Origin of the sequence: Curtobacterium sp. Leaf261, from assembly GCF_001422205.1 — a bacterium.
Taxonomy (GTDB): Bacteria; Actinomycetota; Actinomycetes; order Actinomycetales; family Microbacteriaceae; genus Curtobacterium.
Map to the genome: position 1 here is coordinate 99,386 of NZ_LMMJ01000007.1, position 16,680 is coordinate 116,065.

Genomic DNA, 16,680 nt, shown 5'->3' on the forward strand with positions numbered 1-16,680 from the left:
ACGGCGCTCACGGTCGTCGCAATAGTAGGGGGGATGAGGTGCTGGATCCTGGCATGGCCCTGGCACGTCGCGAACCGGCACTCAGGTCCCCCGACCCAGCCAGCGCACCGCCGTGCCGTGGGCGTCGGCGACCGCCCGCGCCTCGCCGTCGATCGACACGGTCGCGAACGCCGCCGGATCCGCGGGGTCCACGGCACCGGGCAGCGTGGCGGCGACCCCGTGCAGGATCCCGGTGCGCTCCATCGCGATCCACCGCACGCCGAGTCGACGCACCGAGTCGATGAACTCCTGGCGCGCGGCACCCGGCACGTACACGAGCGTCCCCATGGTCACGACGACGGGGGTGCACCCCGCCGGCAGTGCGGCGAGCGCACGCTCCAGGTCGTCGGGGACGCCACCGACCACACGGACTGGAGGCACGGTGCGCGCCACCGACGCCGCCGCACGCATCAGGGTGGTCCGGTCCGTCGCCTCGGGCGGGACTGCCTCGACGAGCCGGTCGAACGCCCCCGGTGCGTCGAGGTCGATCGGGGACGGGTCGAGCGAGACCCTGGCGACGACGTCTGGGCTCGCGAACGGTGCGGGGACCCAGCCGGATGCTCGCGCCCGGAGGACGATCGACCCCGCGCCCGTGCTCGAGGCCGGCCCCGAGCCCGAGCCCGATCCCGACGCGCGGCTCGTCACCATGCGCACCCGATCCGGACCGGCCCCCGCTCCGACACCGTCCGCCCCGGAGCGACCCGCACGGCTCCCGACGTCACGGCCCCGGGTGATCTCGTAGTCGAGCGTCACCCGGTCCGGGATGCCGCAGAGCCCGGCGCTCGCCCCGACGTCCACGATGCCGATCGGCCCGTCCACCTCGGCGAAGAGCGGCAGGACGGCCGCCATCCGCTGGGGGTCGTTCGCCTGCATCGTCGCGGCGGCGAGCTCGTCGACGAAGCCGTCCGGATCCCGCAGGACGACGTCCACGATCGCCCCGGGGTCGGCCGGGTCCGCTCCGAGCCTCCTGGCCACCGCGAAGACGAGCTCCGGCTGTCGCTTGGTCGGTGGCACCCGGTCGAGCACGGCGACGACGGGGACGGATCCGGCGACCGATCTCGACCACGCGGCGTACGTCGGGGACGCGGCCCCGATCCTCCCGGCATGGTCGACGTACCGGTCTGCGGTCCGTGGCGCCGACGTCACGGCCGTCCGGGGCGGTACATGCCGACGTGGCCGATGCCGGCCTCGACGTACGGGGACCCGAAGACCTCGAAGCCGCTCCGGCGGTAGAGCCCGGCGACGTACTCCTGGGCGTGCAGGAGCACGGGGTCGGATCCGTGCGCCTCGAGGACCGCGCCGACGAGTCGATGCGCGAAGCCCTTCCCGCGGTGCTCCGGCGCGGTGGCGACACGGCCGATGACCCACCCGGCCGGCACGACACCGTCGGGCTGGACCTCGTCGACGGCCGGCCGGATGAGGCGGAGGTAGGCGAGAACTCCCGCGGCGGCGTCGTCCCCGGCCGCGATCCACCAGTGCTCGGTGTCCGGCTCGCGGTCCCGGCCGTCGAAGTCCTCGGCGGTCACACGCTGCTCGAGGGCGAACACCCGGTTCCGCAGCCGGACGATCCCGTAGAGGTCGTCGAGGCCCAGTTCCGACCAGTGGGCCCGTCGTACGGAATGTTCACTCACCCGGGAGAGTTTAATGACGGTGACCGTCGCCGGGCCCTGGACCCGGCGGGCAGCGGTCACGAACAGGAAGGACCGAACCCATGGCATACAACGTCGAGAAGTCCGATGCCGAGTGGCGCGAGGAGCTCGATCCGGACCAGTTCGCCGTGCTTCGGCAGGCCGCGACCGAGCGTCCCTGGACCGGCGAGCTGCTCGATGAGGAGCGATCCGGCGTCTACACCTGCGCCGCGTGCAACGCCGAGCTCTTCAAGAGCGGCACGAAGTTCGACTCCGGCTGCGGCTGGCCGTCGTTCTACGAGTCGGTCCGCCCCGAGGCCGTGCAGCTGATCGAGGACAACACCCTCGGGATGAAGCGCACCGAGGTCCGGTGCGCGAACTGCGGATCGCACCTCGGGCACGTGTTCCCGGACGGGTTCGGCACCCCGACGGGCGACCGCTACTGCATGAACTCCGTCTCGCTCAACTTCGCCCCGGTCAAGGACTGACCAGGGACTGGCCGCTGAGCGCCCCGTCGGCCGGCCACCAGTACACTGGTCTCGCCAGCCGACATGGCGCAATTGGTAGCGCACCGTACTTGTAATACGGGGGTTGCGGGTTCAAGTCCCGCTGTCGGCCCCAGTCGGGTGCGCAACACGCCGCGCATCCAACACGGTGGGCACGCAACGCGGTGCGCACGCGCGGCACGGTCAGCACGACGGGCTCGGTGCACGCAGCCGAGCCGTGCAGGGCAGAGAACGACCCCGGACCGCACCCGCGATCCGGGGTCGTTCTGCGTCGTGCCCTCGTTCGGACGCCCGGTCAGCCGCAGGCGACGTTCCAGTCCTGGCCCGAGGCGACCGTCCCGACGACGTACTGGCTCATCGTGATCCGACCTCCGGGCAGGAGCGGTGTCCCCGCACACGCAGCCTTCGCCGCCGCGAGCGTCGTCGGGCCGTTCGCCACCCAGTTCGGAGCGGTCCGGAGCGCGCTCCTCGGGGTGACCCCCGCTGCGATCTGACCCCACTGCAGGTTCGTCGAGTAGAGCCCGACCGAGACGCCCTTCGTGGCGAAGAAGTCGGTCATGCCGTCGAGCACCGCCACGTTCGTCGCGCCGTCGCGCCACGTGGCCCCGGTCTCCACGTCGAGCCACCAGCGGTACGACGACGGAGCGGTGACCCCGCTGTTCGCGAGGTCGTTGTAGGCCAGCGTCCATCCGTACATGTACGAGCACGCGGTGCCGTAGGCGTTCGCACCCGGGGCGCAGTTGCCGTACACGCTCATGACGGTGGTGCCCGAGGGGTCGACGTTCGAGGTGGGCCACACCGCTGCCTGCTGTCCCGCGTTCGCCGCGAGCACGTAGAGCGCTGCCGCCGGCTGCGACGTCCCGCCGCCCGACGACCTGGCCCACGCGAGCTGCTGGGCGAGGCACGGGTTGATCTTGTTCGCGATGCCGTCGTTCACGCCGACGACACCGAACTCCTGGCCGACGGGCAGCTGGGCGCCGCACTGCGGGTACGACACGTCGTTGCCGAGACCCGACGTGGCAGCCCCGTCGGTGAAGTACCCGGCGACGTCGATGAAGAGCCCCGCGCTCCCGCCGCCGCTCGACAGCTTCACCTGCACGGACGCCTGCGACACCTTCGCGATGACGAGGTTCGAGATGGTCTGGCCGGCGCTGAACACCTGCGTGGCGACCGTCGGGTCCTGACCGTACGGCGTGACCCGGACGTAGCCCGCTCCGGCCGGCTTCGACACCTCGACGGTCGCCACGACCGCGGTCGCGTTGCCGGGCACCCCGACGGGCCCGGCGAGCTGGATCTGCTGGGGCGTGGTGGTCACGGAGCCGGCGAACGCGCGCGCGGTGTCGAGCGGCACGAAGACCGATCCCGTCGTCGCGGTCGAGTAGTACCCCGCGACGTCCATGAACAGGGTGGCCTGTCCACGCGAGAGCTTGGCCTGCACGGCGCCGCCCGCGAGCTTGGCGATGACGAGGTTCGAGACGGTCTTGCCCGCGGTGAACTCCTGCGTCGCGACGGTGGCGTCCTTGCCGAACGGTGTCACCCGGACGTACCCGGTCGCCGTCGGCACGGAGACCTCGGCGTTCACCACCACCGCGGTCGCGTCGGACGGCACCCCACCGAGGCCGGCCACCGGGATCTTCGTGGGCGTCGTGCCGACCGTGCCACTGAAGACCCGGCTGTTGGCGAGCGGCGTGTAGGTCGAGGCGGAGGCGTCGTCGGCGTAGTAGCCGGACACGTCCATGAACACCGTTGCGGACCCCGCCGACAGCTTGACCTGGACCGCCCCGCCCACGAGCCGGACCGTCGCGAGGTTCGAGATGGTGGTCCCGGCGACGAACTCCTGGGTCGCGACGGAGGCGTCGCGCCCGGCCGGCGTCACCCGCACGTAGCCGTCGGCCGTCGGGTTCTCGGTCTCGACGTTCACGACGACCGCGGTGGCGTTCGACGGGATCCCGCCGCGGCCACTGATCGGTACCCGCACGATCGTGGTGCCGACGGTGCCGGTGAACACCCGGGCGGTGTCGACGGCGGTGAACCGGCCGCTGGACGGCGCTGCCGCGGACGTGGCGGCGGATGCCGAGGTGGGAGCATGTCCCGCGACGACGGTCACGGCGATCACGAGCACCGCGACCAGCACTGCGACGACCCCGGACACGTGCCACGACCCCGTCGGACGACCCACCTGCAGCACGTTCTCCCCCTCGATGCCCGCGCCGTCGTCGGCGCACATCGGAAGCATACGGACCCGCACCGACCCCGCACATCCATCGTTCGACGGGGAGCGCGACCCAGCAACCGACCGGACGAGGGACGGACCGACCGACCGCGGACGCACACGAGGCCACGTCCCGCACCGGAGCAAGCGCTCCTGGCGGACGTGGCCTCGTTCGCAGCCGGACACGGATCAGGTGGTGGCGGCCGCTGCGGCGGGTAACCAGCCCACCGCGGGCGATCTTCTCAGCGCACCTGCCGGTCCACAAGGCTCATGCGCGCATTCCGGACGCTTCCGGACCCGAAACTGTGCGGATCCACAGTCGACCGCGACAGATCACCGACCTCCGGTGAGTGTCCTCCGACGCTGTGCGGTACCGGCGGTGCCGTACGGGTAGTCGTCGATCCGCGGTGCACTCGCGGTGCCGAGCTCCTCGAGCTCGTCGTCGGTCAGGGCCACGTCGACCGATCCGAGGTTGTCGACGAGCTGCTCCACGGTCCGTGCGCCGAGGATGACGCTCGTCACGGCGGGCTGTGCCAGCAGCCACGCGAGCGAGACCTGCGACGCCGACACACCGTGCGCGTCCGCCGCGGCCGTCACGGCGTCGAGGACGGCCCACGTGCGCGGGTCGCCGTTCCGTGCCTCCCAGGCCTCCATGCCGCGCGTCGGGTTCTCCCCGAGTCGGGTCGCACCGGTGGGCGCCTGGTCCTTGACGTACTTGCCGGAGAGCCATCCGCCGGCCAGGGGCGACCACGGGAGGAGACCGATGCCCGCGTCGAGGCACGCCGGGACGATCTCGTGCTCGATGTCACGGACGAGCAGGTTGTACTGCGGCTGCAGTGTCACCGGCGGCGCCCAGTGGTGCGCCTTCGCCTCGTAGACGGCCTTCGTGATCTGGTAGCCGAGGTAGTTCGAGAACCCGTAGGCGCCGATCTTGCCGGCGGACACGGCGTCGTCGAGGAACCGCAGGGTCTCCTCGATCGGGGTGAGGGCGTCCCAGGCGTGCATCTGGTAGAGGTCGATGTACTCGACGCCGAGCCGGTCGAGGGACGCGTCGAGGGCCTTCGTGAGGTGCCGGCGGGAGAGTCCGACGTCGTTCGGACCGTCGCCCTGCGGGAAGCGGCCCTTCGTCGCGATGACGACCTGGTCGGCCTCGGTCGGGTGATTGGAGAGCCAACGCCCGATGATGCGCTCCGACTCGTTGCCGGAGTACACGTCGGCGGTGTCCACGAAGGTGCCGCCGTGCTCGACGAACGTGTCGAGGATCTGGTGTGAGGTGGGTTCGTCGGCTTCGCTGCCGAAGGTCATGGTGCCGAGTGTCAGCGATGACACGACTGCGCCGCTGTTGCCGAGGAGTCTGTAGTCCATGCACCGGACGGTAGCCCTCACGGGCTGCGGCGCACGCAGGGTGCCGGTATCCGCACTGGCGGTGTGCCGGACGGGAGGCGCGGTGCGGGCCGGCACCGTCCCTCCAGTCCGTCAGGAGGTCGCGTGGTCCGCCGACGGATCGCGTCGTGCGTCAGCGAGTGGCGTCGAGGAACGCGATCGCCGCGTCGCGGAAGACGCGGGACGTCGGGGCGTTGAAGTGGTTGCGCCCCGGGATCTCAAGGAACTCGGCGTGCGGAGCCCTCGCCGCGAGTCGCTTCGACGCCTCGAGGATGCCGTCCTCGCTCCCGGCCGCCATGAGCATCGGCTGCGCCGGCGCGTTCTCCGGGGTCGGCTCGACACTGTCGCGCATCCCCTCCACCATCGCCACGATCGCGGTGAGGTCGTTGCCGTGGACCCCCGCCGCCATCGTCAGGTACTCGTTCGTCAGCCGGTCCTGCACCGGCGTCCCGGACTCCACGAACGCCCGGGCCTCGTCGACCCGCACGCGGCGCATCGGGTCGGCGTCCGGGATGCCCCCGAGGACCGCGCGGGTGATCCGGTCGGGGATGAGGTCCGCCGTGTGCCATCCGACCCGCGCTCCGAGTGAGTACCCGAGGTACGCGACGTCGTCGAGCAGGTAGGTGTCGATGACGGCCGTGACGTCGGCCACGAGGGTCTCCATCGAGTAGTCCGCGGGGCGGTGCGGCTTCGCGCTCCGCCCGTGTCCGCGCTGGTCGATCGCGACGACCCGGTGGCCGGCCCGCGTCAGGTCCCGGGTCCACCCGGACGCGTGCCAGTTCAGGAGCGCGGCGGAGGCGAACCCGTGCACCGCGACGACGGCCGGGGCGTCGCGGTCGCCGAAGTCGTAGGTGGCGATCCTCGTCGAGTCCTGGGAGATCACGAAGGTGGGCTGCGGGGCGTCCGGCACGAGTGACATGTCCGGACAAGGGTACCGATCGCGTGCCATCGTGTCGGACATGGACGAACACCGCTCCGGGTACGGCGCCGACCAGATCCGCGCCGCCGAACGACCCCGTCTCGACGCGGGCGAACCGCTCATGCAGCGTGCCGCAGCCGGCCTCGCGGACGTCGTCGCCGAGCTGCTCGACGACCGGGCGGTCACCGCGTCGGACGAACCGGGCCGAGTGCTCCTGCTCGTCGGGAGCGGTGACAACGGCGGCGACGCGCTGTTCGCGGGCGCATCGCTCGCCGCGAGCGGTCACGTCGTCGAGGTCGTCAGGACGGGGTCGCGCGTGCACGAGGACGGGCTGGCGGCGGCGCTGGGAGCCGGGGCGGGCCTCCCGGCCGAGCACGTCCTGACCGACGCGACCCCGGCGGCGGACGTCACCAGGATCGTCACCGACGCGGCGCTCCGCGCCGACCTGGTCCTCGACGCGGTCCTCGGGATCGGGCGGACGGGGTCGACGGCGCTCCGGTCGCCCGCACGGGAGGCCGTGGTCGCCATCCGCGAGCTCGCCCGGGATCAGCGTGCACCGTTCGTCGTCGCGGTGGACGTGCCGAGCGGGATCGATGCCGACACGGGCGCCGTGACGGACGACCACGTCCTGCAGGCCGACGTCACCGTGACGTTCGGCGGGGTCAAGGCCGGGCTCCTCCGCGGCCCGGGGCGGGCGCTCGCGGGGCGGGTCGTCCTGGTCGACGTCGGCATCGGCGAGGACCTCGCCCGTGTGGAGCCCCTCGTCCGGACCTGACCCCCTGCCCGTGCTCCGGCCCCGGCCCGGCCCCGCGGCATCACCGTCGAGGAGTCACACTTGCGCCGTCTCGGCAGTCGGGACAGCTCGGATGCGACCTCTCGGCGGGGCCGTCCGGCCCCTCGATACTTCCAGACGTTCGGCTCGACACCGTGGTCCTGGAGGTACCCGATGACCTCGACGGTGAGTGACGGCCGCAGTCGACGAGGACACCGGTCCGCGCACGGTCGGCACCGCCCAAGAGCCTCCTCAGACCGAGGGGGACGGACCATTCCGAGTCGGCGGGTTTCCCGTAGGTTGCAGGGCATGACGTTCAACGACGACAGCCGACTGCAGGGCGGCAAGGTCAAACGGCGCGGACGCACGGCCGGGATCGCCGGCGGCGGTGTCGGGGTCGCCGCGATCGTGGTGTTCCTCATCGCGCAGTTCACCGGCGTGGACGTCTCCGGGCTCGTGGGCGGCGACGGGACCTCCACGATCCAGACCGGCGCAGACGCGACACCGGTCGCGGGCTGCGACACCGGCCGCGATGCGAACGCCAGCGTGGACTGCCGGATGGAGGGCGCCGCGGAGTCACTCGACGCGTACTGGACGACCGAGTCACGGCAGCTCGGGTTCTCGTACGCCAGTCCGGAGTTCTTCCTCTTCGACGGTGCGACGGACACCGGGTGCGGGGGCGCGACGAGCTCGACGGGGCCGTTCTACTGCCCCCCGGACAAGGCGATCTACCTGGACACCGCGTTCTACGACGACCTCCAGAGCAAGTACGGGTCCTCCGGCGGGCCGCTCGCGCAGATGTACGTCGTCGCGCACGAGTGGGGCCATCACATCCAGCAGCTCGAGGGGACGTTCGCGAGCACCGACCGGTCGAGCGGCGCGTCATCGGGGAGCGTCCGGACCGAGCTGCAGGCCGACTGCTACGCCGGCGCGTGGGTCGGCGCGGCAGCCACGACGAAGGACAGCTCCGGGACGACGTTCTTCGAGCCGATCAGCCGCGCGCAGGTCGGGGACGCACTGAGTGCCGCGTCGGCCGTCGGGGACGACCGCATCCAGGGGGCGTCCGGCGGGCAGGTCGATCCGGACTCGTTCACGCACGGCACGTCGGCGCAGCGCCAGCGCTGGTTCGAGCAGGGGTACGAACAGGGCGCCGGACAGTGCGACACGTTCAGCGTGTCGGCTGGTCAGCTCTGACGCGGTCGCGTCGCAGCTCTGACGCGGTCGTCTCCCACGCCAGGGCCGGGAGGCGCGACCAACGTCCGCGACGCGACGCCCGCGTCCGACGTCGGCACCGCCTCCAGACCGGGAGGCGCGACCAACGTCCGCAACGCGACGCCCGCGTCCGACGCGAGCGCCGCCTCCAGACCGCTCAGTCGGTGCTCGCGGACGCCGACGGGGTCGGCGTGGGCGTCGGTGTCTCGTCGTCGGACGAGGCGAAGCTGCTCCCCGCCGCGGTCACGACGAACGTCCGGAACTCGGCGTTCGAGAACGGCAGGCTGTAGTCGTACTTCTTGCCGTTGACGAGGATCGTCGGCGTGCCGGAGAAGTCCTTGACGTCCGCGTTCGGGATCCCGTTCGAGGTGACCTTCGTGGTCTCGGCGTCGACCCACTTGGCGAACGTCTGGTCCTGGATGCACCGGGTGATCGCGGCGACGTGGGTGATCCCCTTCGTCTTCGCCACGAGGGCCGTCAGTGCCGCGTCGTCGAGGCCCTTGGTGTTCTCCTCGGGCTGGGCGTCGAACAACCGCTGGTTCACGGCGAAGAACTGGTCCGGGCTGGAGTTCGCCACGCACGCCGCGGCGTTGCCCGCGCGCAGCGAGTACTTGGTGCCCTGCGACCGGTTCGCGAGGATGGCGATGGGGTGGATCTGCACCGTGGCGGCCCCGGAGTTCACGAGACCACGGATGTAGGAGGAGTTCTCCTGCTCGAACTGTCCGCAGATCGGGCAGAGGTAGTCGACGTACAGGGTGATCCGTACGGTGTCACTCGCACTCGCACCCGAGGGTTCGGTCGCGTCGTCGGTCGCGGACGCGTCGTCGGTCGCCGATGCACTGGGTGTGCTCCCGCTCGCTGCGTCGGAGGGAGCTGCGGAGCCACTCGCGCTCGCAGTGGCGCTGGCGCTGGACGACTCCGCCGGTGCCGACTGACTGTCCGCGCTGACCGCCTCGAGGCCGCGGCCGATGGTGATGCCGCCGTCGGACATGTTCTTCGGGCCGGGCCCGGCGGGCTGCACGGAGTTGACGAGCACGAGGGTGACCACCGCGACGACGGCCAGCAGCACCACCGCGATGCCGACCTGCAGGCCGACCCGGGTCCGACGCTGCCGACGCTTCTGCTGCGCGCGCGCCTTCTGGGCACGCACGCGGGCCGCCGCCCTGCGGTGGTTCCGTGCTTCGCGCCCCGGCTTCTCGGGGCGACCCGAGTTCTCGGGACGGCCCGTGTCGCCGGACCTTCCCGTGCTGTCGGGGCGGTTCGTCATGCGGGAGTCCTCCATGGTGGTCGACGGCGGCTCCGTCTTCGTGTCCGACCGACGCGGGACCCGCGCTGGCCCGGACGGACCTCGGAAGTGTAGTCGGGAGGGCTGGGAACAGTCCAAACGGTTGCATGGACAACGTCGATGTACTGGCGCAACGGGCCGAAATCGTGTTCTATGAGCATCGATGGTCGATGTCGCCCATCCGGGGGCCCTCGGGTCGCCGTTCCTCACTACGGATCGTCCGGCACGTACCTGCCGGTGAAGGAGCACGAACGCTCATGGCGTCAGTCACCTACGACAAGGCAACCCGTCTCTACCCCGGAGGCACCCGCGCAGCGGTCGACTCCCTCGACCTCGAGGTCGCCGACGGCGAGTTCCTCGTCCTCGTCGGACCGTCCGGTTGCGGCAAGTCCACCTCGCTCCGCATGCTCGCAGGGCTCGAGGAGGTCAACTCCGGCAACATCCTGATCGGCGACCGCGACGTCACCGACATCCCGCCGAAGGACCGCGACATCGCGATGGTCTTCCAGAACTACGCGCTGTACCCGCACATGACCGTCGCCGAGAACATGGGCTTCGCGCTCAAGATCGCCGGCATCGGCAAGGAAGAGCGTGCCACCCGCGTGCAGGAGGCCGCCAAGCTCCTCGACCTCGAGGAGTACCTGGGCCGCAAGCCCAAGGCGCTCTCCGGTGGTCAGCGTCAGCGCGTCGCGATGGGCCGAGCGATCGTCCGTCAGCCCCAGGTGTTCCTCATGGACGAGCCGCTGTCGAACCTCGACGCCAAGCTCCGCGTCCAGACGCGTACCCAGATCGCGTCGCTCCAGCGTCGTCTCGGCGTCACGACCGTCTACGTCACGCACGACCAGACCGAGGCCCTGACCATGGGTGACCGCATCGCGGTCCTCAAGGACGGCGTCCTGCAGCAGGTCGGCTCCCCGCGCGACCTGTACGAGAAGCCGCAGAACGTCTTCGTCGCCGGCTTCATCGGCTCCCCCGCCATGAACCTGCTCCCCGCCGACGTCGTCGACGGTGGCGTGCAGTTCGGCACCTCGGTCGCCGCTGTCGACCGCGACGTCCTCGGCAACGCCAAGTCGGCCAACGTCACCATCGGTGTCCGCCCGGAGGACGTCGTCGTCTCGAACTCCGGTGAGGGCCTCAAGGTCCAGGTCGGCCTCGTCGAGGAGCTCGGCGCGGACGGGTACCTCTACGGTCACACCGAGGTCGGCGGCAAGCGCGTCGACGTCGTGGCCCGCGTCGACGGCCGCAACCACCCGTTCGCGGGCGACACCGTGTACGTCACGGCGCACGCCGGTCGGGTGCACGTGTTCGACACCGAGTCCGGCGAGCGCCTCGGCGACAAGGCCGTCGTCTCCGCGTAGTCCCCGGAAGCAGTGGCATCGGAGCCTGTCGGACCGCCTCACGTGGGCGGGCCGGCAGGCTCCTCGCCGTCTCCCTGATGTTCCGCCGTACACCCCGGGCCGCACTGCCCGGCCGCACCTGAAAGGTCTGCACGACGTGCCCGACTCGATGTCCATCACCGCAGCCACCGTCGACCCGGGGCTCCTCGACCTCCCCTGGGACCTGCCACTCGACCTCTGGCCCGACGAGACCATCGCGGCGCTCCCGAAGGGCATCTCGCGGCACCTCGTCCGGTTCGTGCACCTCAGCGGGTACGTCGCTGCCGTCAAGGAGACGAGCGAGGAGCTCGCGCGGAGCGAGTACGACATGCTCCGGACGCTCCAGCGCATGGACGTGCCGTGCGTGGACCCGCTCGCCGTCATCACGAACCGCGTCGGGACCGAGGGCGAGTTCCTGCAGCCGGTGCTCGTCACGCGGCACCTACGGTTCTCGCTCCCCTACCGCGCGCTGTACTCGCAGACCCTCCGCCCGGACACCGCGACCCGACTCGTCGACGCCCTCGCCGTGCTCCTGGTCCGCCTGCACATCATCGGGTTCTTCTGGGGCGACGTCTCGCTCTCGAACACGCTCTTCCGCCGGGACGCCGGGTCCTTCGCCGCGTACCTGGTGGATGCCGAGACCGGCAAGCTCTACCCGGGTGGTCTGTCGAACGGGCAGCGCGAGAACGACCTCGAGATCGCGCGCGTGAACATCGCCGGCGAGCTGCTCGACCTGGAGGCCGGCGGTCGCCTCGACGAGAACGCGGACCCTGTCGCGGTCTCCGACGGCATCGTCGCGCAGTACCGGATGCTCTGGAAGGAGCTCACCGGCACCGAGCAGTTCGCGGCGTCGGAACGCTGGCGCATCAACGACCGCGTCGAGCGCCTGAACGACCTGGGGTTCGACATCGAGGAGCTCGCGATCAAGACGGCGGAGGGCGGCACCCAGGTCCGCATCCAGCCGAAGGTCGTCGATGCCGGGCACCACCAGCGCCGGCTGCTCCGCCTGACCGGGATCGACGCCGGTGAGAACCAGGCGCGCCGCCTGCTTAACGACCTCGATGCCTACCGCGCACGGAACGGTCGCGACGAGCTCGACGAGGAGATGGTGGCACACGAGTGGGTCTCGAAGGTGTTCGAGCCCGTCGTCCGTGCGATCCCCCGCGAGCTCCGCGGACGCCTGGAGCCCGCCGAGGTGTTCCACCAGCTGCTCGAGCACCGCTGGTTCATGGCGCAGCAGCAGGAACGGTCGATCTCCCTGCCCGAGGCGACGACGGCGTACGTGAACGACGTCCTGCGACACCGCCGTGACGAGCGCTTGCTCATCAACCCGCCGACGACGTCCATCCCGGTGCTCGACGGCAGCGAGGACCTCGCGGAGCCGGTCGCCGACGACGACGTCGTGGAGGACTGGCGCGCGAACGTCTGACCCCCGGCCCCCTCCCGTCTCCGCAAAACACCAGGAAGGCCGGATCGCGCAGGGAAATACCTCTGCGCGGCCCGGCCAACCTGGTGTTTTGCGGACGGGGATGGGGGCGGGGCCGGGGCCGGGGTCAGCCCTTCCGGCGCCGGGAGACCTCCCACAGCGTGACGCTCGCCGCGATGCCCGCGTTGAGGGACTCGGCGGCACTCGAGATCGGGATCGACACGATCGCGTCGCACGTCTCGGTGACGAGTCGGGAGAGCCCCTTGCCCTCGCTCCCGACGACGATGACGATCGGCCGGTCCGCGAGCTCGAGGGCGTCGAGCTGCACGTCGCCGTCGCCGTCGAGCCCGAGCACGAACAGGCCCTGGGACTTCAGCGACTTGAGGGTCTGGGTCAGGTTCGACGCCATCGCGACCGGCACCCGGGCGGCCGCGCCGGCCGAGGTCTTCCACGCCGACGCGGTCACACCGACCGAACGGCGCGACGGCACGAGCACGCCGTGTCCGCCGAAGGCCGCCGTCGACCGGATGATCGCCCCGAGGTTCCGCGGGTCGGTGATGCCGTCGAGCGCCACGATGAGCGGCACCTGGTTCTTCCGGATCGCCCGCTCGACGAGGTCCTCGGCGTGCGAGTACTCGTACGGCGGCACCTTGAGCGCCACGCCCTGGTGGACGGCGTCGTGCCCGGAGATGCGGTCGAGCTCCGGACGCATGACCTCCATCACGGGGATGCCGCGGTGGGTGGCGAGCGACAGGATCTCCTTGACGCGGTCGTCCATCTCGAGGCGCGTGGCCAGGTACAGCGTCGACGCCGGGATCTTCGCACGGAGCGCCTCAACCACGGAGTTCCGGCCGGTCACGAGCTCCGAGTCGTCACTCGCGCGGCGCTGCTGCGGGCCGGGAGCGCGGAGCGTCCGGGGCTGCGGGGCCGTCGACGCACCGTGCCTGGTGCGTGCCGCGACGAGCCGTTCGGACGCGGCCTTACGCTTGCCGGCGGGGTGGTACGGACGGTCCTCGGCCTTCGGCGTGGGCTTCTTGCCCTCGAGCGCCTGGCGCCCCTGACCACCGGAACCGACCTGGCCGTTGCCCTTCGTGCCGGACCGGACGGCACCGGGCCGCCCCTTCTTCTTGCCGGATACGTTCTTCATGCGATGCTCCAATGGGTTCCGGACGCTGCGTCCTCGATCGTGATGCCGGCCGCCGCGAGGTCGTCGCGGACTCGGTCGGCTGTGGCGAAGTCACGGTTCGCCCTGGCGTGTGCGCGTTCCTCGACGAGTCGTTCGACGAGGGCTGCGAGTGGCGCGGCAGAGGGGTCCTCCGCCGCGGTGGACCACGTGTCCGAGGTCGGGTCGATCCCGAGCACCTCGACCATCGCGGTGACGTGTCGGAACGCGGTCTCGAGGCCGGCGAGGTCGTCGGTGTCGAGTGCGGCGTTCCCGGTGCGGACGGTCTCGTGCAGCACGGCGAGCGCCTGCGGGACCGAGAGGTCGTCGTCCATCGCGAGCGCGAAAGCGTCCGGAACCGCGGTCGGGGCCCCGCCGCCGACACCAGCGGCACCGTCCTCGAGCCGCCGCCGCGCCCGCACGAGGAAGCCGGTGATCCGCTCGAGCGCCGCAGCGGCCTCGGTCAGCGAGCCGTCGTGGTGGTCGATGGTGGACCGGTAGTGCGCGGCGCCGAGGAAGTACCGGACGACGATCGCCGGTGCCGCCGCCAGGAAGTCGGACGCGAAGATCGAGTTGCCGAGCGACTTCGACATCTTCTGGCCCGCGACCGTCACGAGTCCGTTGTGCAGCCAGTAGGTCGCGAACGGGTCGCCCGCTGCCGTCGACTGCGCGAGCTCGTTCTCGTGGTGCGGGAAGCGCAGGTCGAGCCCACCGCCGTGGATGTCGAACGCCGGGCCGAGGTACCGCCTGGACATCGCCGAGCACTCGATGTGCCAGCCGGGTCGTCCAGGGCCCCACGGCGAGTCCCACGACGCGGTCGCGGGCTCCCCGGTCTTCGTGCCCTTCCAGAGCGCGAAGTCCCTGGCGTCCCGCTTGCCCCGCGGGTCCGCGTCGGCAGCCTCGACCATGTCCTCGCGCTGCTGCCGCGTGAGCGCGCCGTAGGACTCCCAGCTCGCGGTGTCGAAGTACACGTCACCGGAGTCGTCCGCGGCCACGTAGGCATGTCCGCGCGAGATCAGCCGGGTGATGATCTCCTGCATCTCCGGGATGCTCGCGGTCGCGCGGGGTTCGTACGTCGGCGGCAGGATCCCGAGCGCACGGTAGCCGGCCGTGAACTCGAGCTCGACCCGGTACGCCCGCGCCCACCACGGTTCGTCGGTGCCCGCGGACAGGTCGAGGACCTTGTCGTCGATGTCGGTCACGTTCCGCACGAGCGTGACGGTGTGGCCGCGGTAGGTCAGCCAGCGTCGCCAGATGTCGTACACGAGCGCGGACCGGAGGTGTCCGATGTGCGGCGACGACTGCACCGTCGGCCCACAGACGTACATGCTGACCCGACCCTCGACGAGCGGGGTCAGGTCGACGACGTCGTGTGCGCGGGAGTCGTAGAGGCGAACGGTCACGGTGACCAGCCTATTCGGGGTCGGAGCGTGCGTCGGCAGGCTGCGGTGACCGGTGCACGAGCGCGGTCGCGATCGACGCGAGGCCCTCGTCGCGCCCGGTGAACCCGAGACCGTCCGTCGTGGTGCCGGAGACGCTGACGGGTGCTCCGACCACGGCGGCGAGCGCGGTCTCCATCTCCGTCCGCCGTGCACCGATCCGGGGCCGGTTGCCGATCACCTGGACCGTGACGCTCGACGGCGTCCACCCGGCCTCGGCGAGCAGTCCGACGGCGCCCGTCAGGAACACCGATCCGTCGGCACCGGCATACCGCGGGTCGTCCGTCCCGAAGGTGCCGCCGATGTCGCCGAGTCCGCCCGCCGACAGCAGCGCGTCGCACACCGCGTGCGCCACGGCGTCGCCGTCGCTGTGTCCGGCGAGACCCGGCTCACCCGGGAAGTCCAGGAGTCCGACGCGGCACGGCGCCGACGGGTCGAACGCGTGCACGTCGACCCCGAGACCGACGCGGGTCGCGATCGTGGGTGGTGCGGTCGGACCGGACGGGAGGATCGGTGCGGCCCCGACGGTCGCCGGTGCGTCCCGCGGACCCGCACCTCCGGTACCCGCGGCGCCCTGTCGTTCGCCGAGGATCGCCTCGGCACGGCGGAGGTCCCACGGCGTGGTGATCTTGAACGCATCGGCGTCGCCCCGCACGGTGCGGACGACCCCGCCCGCTGCCTGGAACACCCCGGCGTCGTCGGTCTCCGAACGGGATGACCGCGCGTAGGCGGCGCGGAGCTCGGCCGCGGGGAAACCCTGCGGGGTCTGCACGCCGACGAGTTCGGACCGGTCGACGGTCTCGAGGACGACGCCGGACCCGACGTCGTCGTGCTCGCCGCGGTCGATCCGTTTCACGGTGTCCGTGACGGGCAGGGCGGGGACGATGCCGGCGCCCGTCGACTCGACCGCGTCGAACACCCGCAGGACCTGCGTGACCGGTGTCAGCACCCGTGCCGCGTCGTGGACCAGCACCGTGGTGACGGAGTCCGGCAGCACACCCAGACCGGCGACGACCGACGCATGGCGATCCGAGCCTCCCGGCACGACCGCCGTGTACCCGACCATCGACCCGGCGACGGACGCGACCAGTCTGCGGCACTCGTCGAGCCGGTCGGCGGGAGCGACCACGACGACGAACGTGGGCTCCGGCAGCATGAAGAGCGTCGCGAGCGCCCGGTCGAGCATGAGTCGGCCGGCCACCGGGACGAACGCCTTGGCGGTGCCGACACCCAGCCGTGTCCCCGATCCGGCCGCGACGACGACGACCGCCCGCGAGACCGGAGTCTCACGGGCGGTCGTTCGTGATGCCGTCGTCACGCT

The 16,680-nt window shown here is 71.4% G+C and carries 14 protein-coding genes and 1 tRNA gene; 6 read left to right on the forward strand and 9 right to left on the reverse strand.

Features of this window, described 5'->3' with window-relative positions:
• Positions 1-81: 81 nt before the first annotated feature.
• Entirely contained in the window at positions 82-1,185 is a 1,104-nt protein-coding gene (locus tag ASF23_RS05775) for a DUF2332 family protein (protein ID WP_055950481.1), read from the reverse strand.
• The gene (locus ASF23_RS05780) at positions 1,182-1,670 is read right to left on the reverse strand and encodes a GNAT family N-acetyltransferase (RefSeq protein ID WP_200919313.1); all 489 of its coding nucleotides are present in this window, start codon (positions 1,668-1,670) and stop codon (positions 1,182-1,184) included. Before ASF23_RS05780 ends, ASF23_RS05775 begins: the two co-directional genes overlap by 4 nt.
• Before the next feature lie 80 nt (positions 1,671-1,750).
• Here ASF23_RS05780 and msrB point away from each other — a divergent pair, with 80 nt between their 5' ends.
• Together msrB and ASF23_RS05790 are read left to right on the forward strand one after the other, a co-directional pair.
• Entirely contained in the window at positions 1,751-2,155 is a 405-nt protein-coding gene (gene msrB, locus ASF23_RS05785; protein WP_055950487.1) for a peptide-methionine (R)-S-oxide reductase MsrB, read from the forward strand.
• Between the two features lie 57 nt (positions 2,156-2,212).
• Positions 2,213-2,288 (forward strand) — tRNA-Thr (locus ASF23_RS05790).
• 180 nt (positions 2,289-2,468) lie between these two features.
• Here the strand turns inward: ASF23_RS05790 and ASF23_RS18225 are convergent.
• The 3 genes from ASF23_RS18225 to ASF23_RS05805 form a co-directional block, all read right to left on the reverse strand.
• Entirely contained in the window at positions 2,469-4,400 is a 1,932-nt protein-coding gene (locus ASF23_RS18225) for a hypothetical protein (RefSeq protein WP_055950492.1), read from the reverse strand.
• A gap of 318 nt (positions 4,401-4,718) precedes the next feature.
• A complete protein-coding gene (locus ASF23_RS05800; RefSeq protein WP_055950494.1) occupies positions 4,719-5,750 on the reverse strand; it encodes an aldo/keto reductase in 1,032 nt (343 codons plus the stop codon).
• Positions 5,751-5,901: 151 nt separating this feature from the next.
• Positions 5,902-6,687 (reverse strand): alpha/beta fold hydrolase, encoded by a 786-nt coding sequence (locus ASF23_RS05805; protein WP_055950498.1) that lies wholly within the window; start codon positions 6,685-6,687, stop codon positions 5,902-5,904.
• A 40-nt stretch (positions 6,688-6,727) separates the two neighbouring features.
• Between ASF23_RS05805 and ASF23_RS05810 the strand changes: the two genes are divergently transcribed.
• Together ASF23_RS05810 and ypfJ are read left to right on the forward strand one after the other, a co-directional pair.
• Positions 6,728-7,462, forward strand: a complete 735-nt coding sequence (locus ASF23_RS05810) for an NAD(P)H-hydrate epimerase (RefSeq protein WP_055951506.1) — start codon at positions 6,728-6,730, stop codon at positions 7,460-7,462.
• A gap of 306 nt (positions 7,463-7,768) precedes the next feature.
• Entirely contained in the window at positions 7,769-8,653 is an 885-nt protein-coding gene (ypfJ, locus tag ASF23_RS05815) for a KPN_02809 family neutral zinc metallopeptidase (protein ID WP_055950501.1), read from the forward strand.
• 175 nt (positions 8,654-8,828) lie between these two features.
• Here ypfJ and ASF23_RS05820 read toward each other — a convergent pair whose 3' ends face one another.
• Positions 8,829-9,938, reverse strand: coding sequence for a DsbA family protein (locus ASF23_RS05820; RefSeq protein WP_162236724.1), 1,110 nt, complete (start codon positions 9,936-9,938; stop codon positions 8,829-8,831).
• Between the two features lie 275 nt (positions 9,939-10,213).
• On the opposite strand from ASF23_RS05820, the gene ASF23_RS05825 reads away from it, so the two are divergent.
• Both ASF23_RS05825 and ASF23_RS05830 read left to right on the forward strand, forming a co-directional pair.
• Positions 10,214-11,314, forward strand: a complete 1,101-nt coding sequence (locus ASF23_RS05825) for an ABC transporter ATP-binding protein (protein WP_055950507.1) — start codon at positions 10,214-10,216, stop codon at positions 11,312-11,314.
• 148 nt (positions 11,315-11,462) lie between these two features.
• Positions 11,463-12,761: a DUF4032 domain-containing protein gene (locus ASF23_RS05830; RefSeq protein ID WP_055951508.1), complete on the forward strand. Its 1,299-nt coding sequence runs from the start codon at positions 11,463-11,465 to the stop codon at positions 12,759-12,761.
• 124 nt (positions 12,762-12,885) lie between these two features.
• Here the strand turns inward: ASF23_RS05830 and rlmB are convergent, their stop codons facing one another.
• The 3 genes from rlmB to ispD are packed head-to-tail and all read right to left on the reverse strand — an operon-like array spanning position 12,886 to position 16,677.
• Positions 12,886-13,905: a 23S rRNA (guanosine(2251)-2'-O)-methyltransferase RlmB gene (gene rlmB, locus ASF23_RS05835; RefSeq protein WP_055950511.1), complete on the reverse strand. Its 1,020-nt coding sequence runs from the start codon at positions 13,903-13,905 to the stop codon at positions 12,886-12,888.
• Positions 13,902-15,323 (reverse strand): cysteine--tRNA ligase, encoded by a 1,422-nt coding sequence (gene cysS / locus ASF23_RS05840; protein WP_055950515.1) that lies wholly within the window; start codon positions 15,321-15,323, stop codon positions 13,902-13,904. Before cysS ends, rlmB begins: the two co-directional genes overlap by 4 nt.
• Before the next feature lie 10 nt (positions 15,324-15,333).
• Positions 15,334-16,677, reverse strand: a complete 1,344-nt coding sequence (ispD, locus tag ASF23_RS05845) for a 2-C-methyl-D-erythritol 4-phosphate cytidylyltransferase (protein WP_055950518.1) — start codon at positions 16,675-16,677, stop codon at positions 15,334-15,336.
• Between the last annotated feature and the right edge of the window lie 3 nt (positions 16,678-16,680).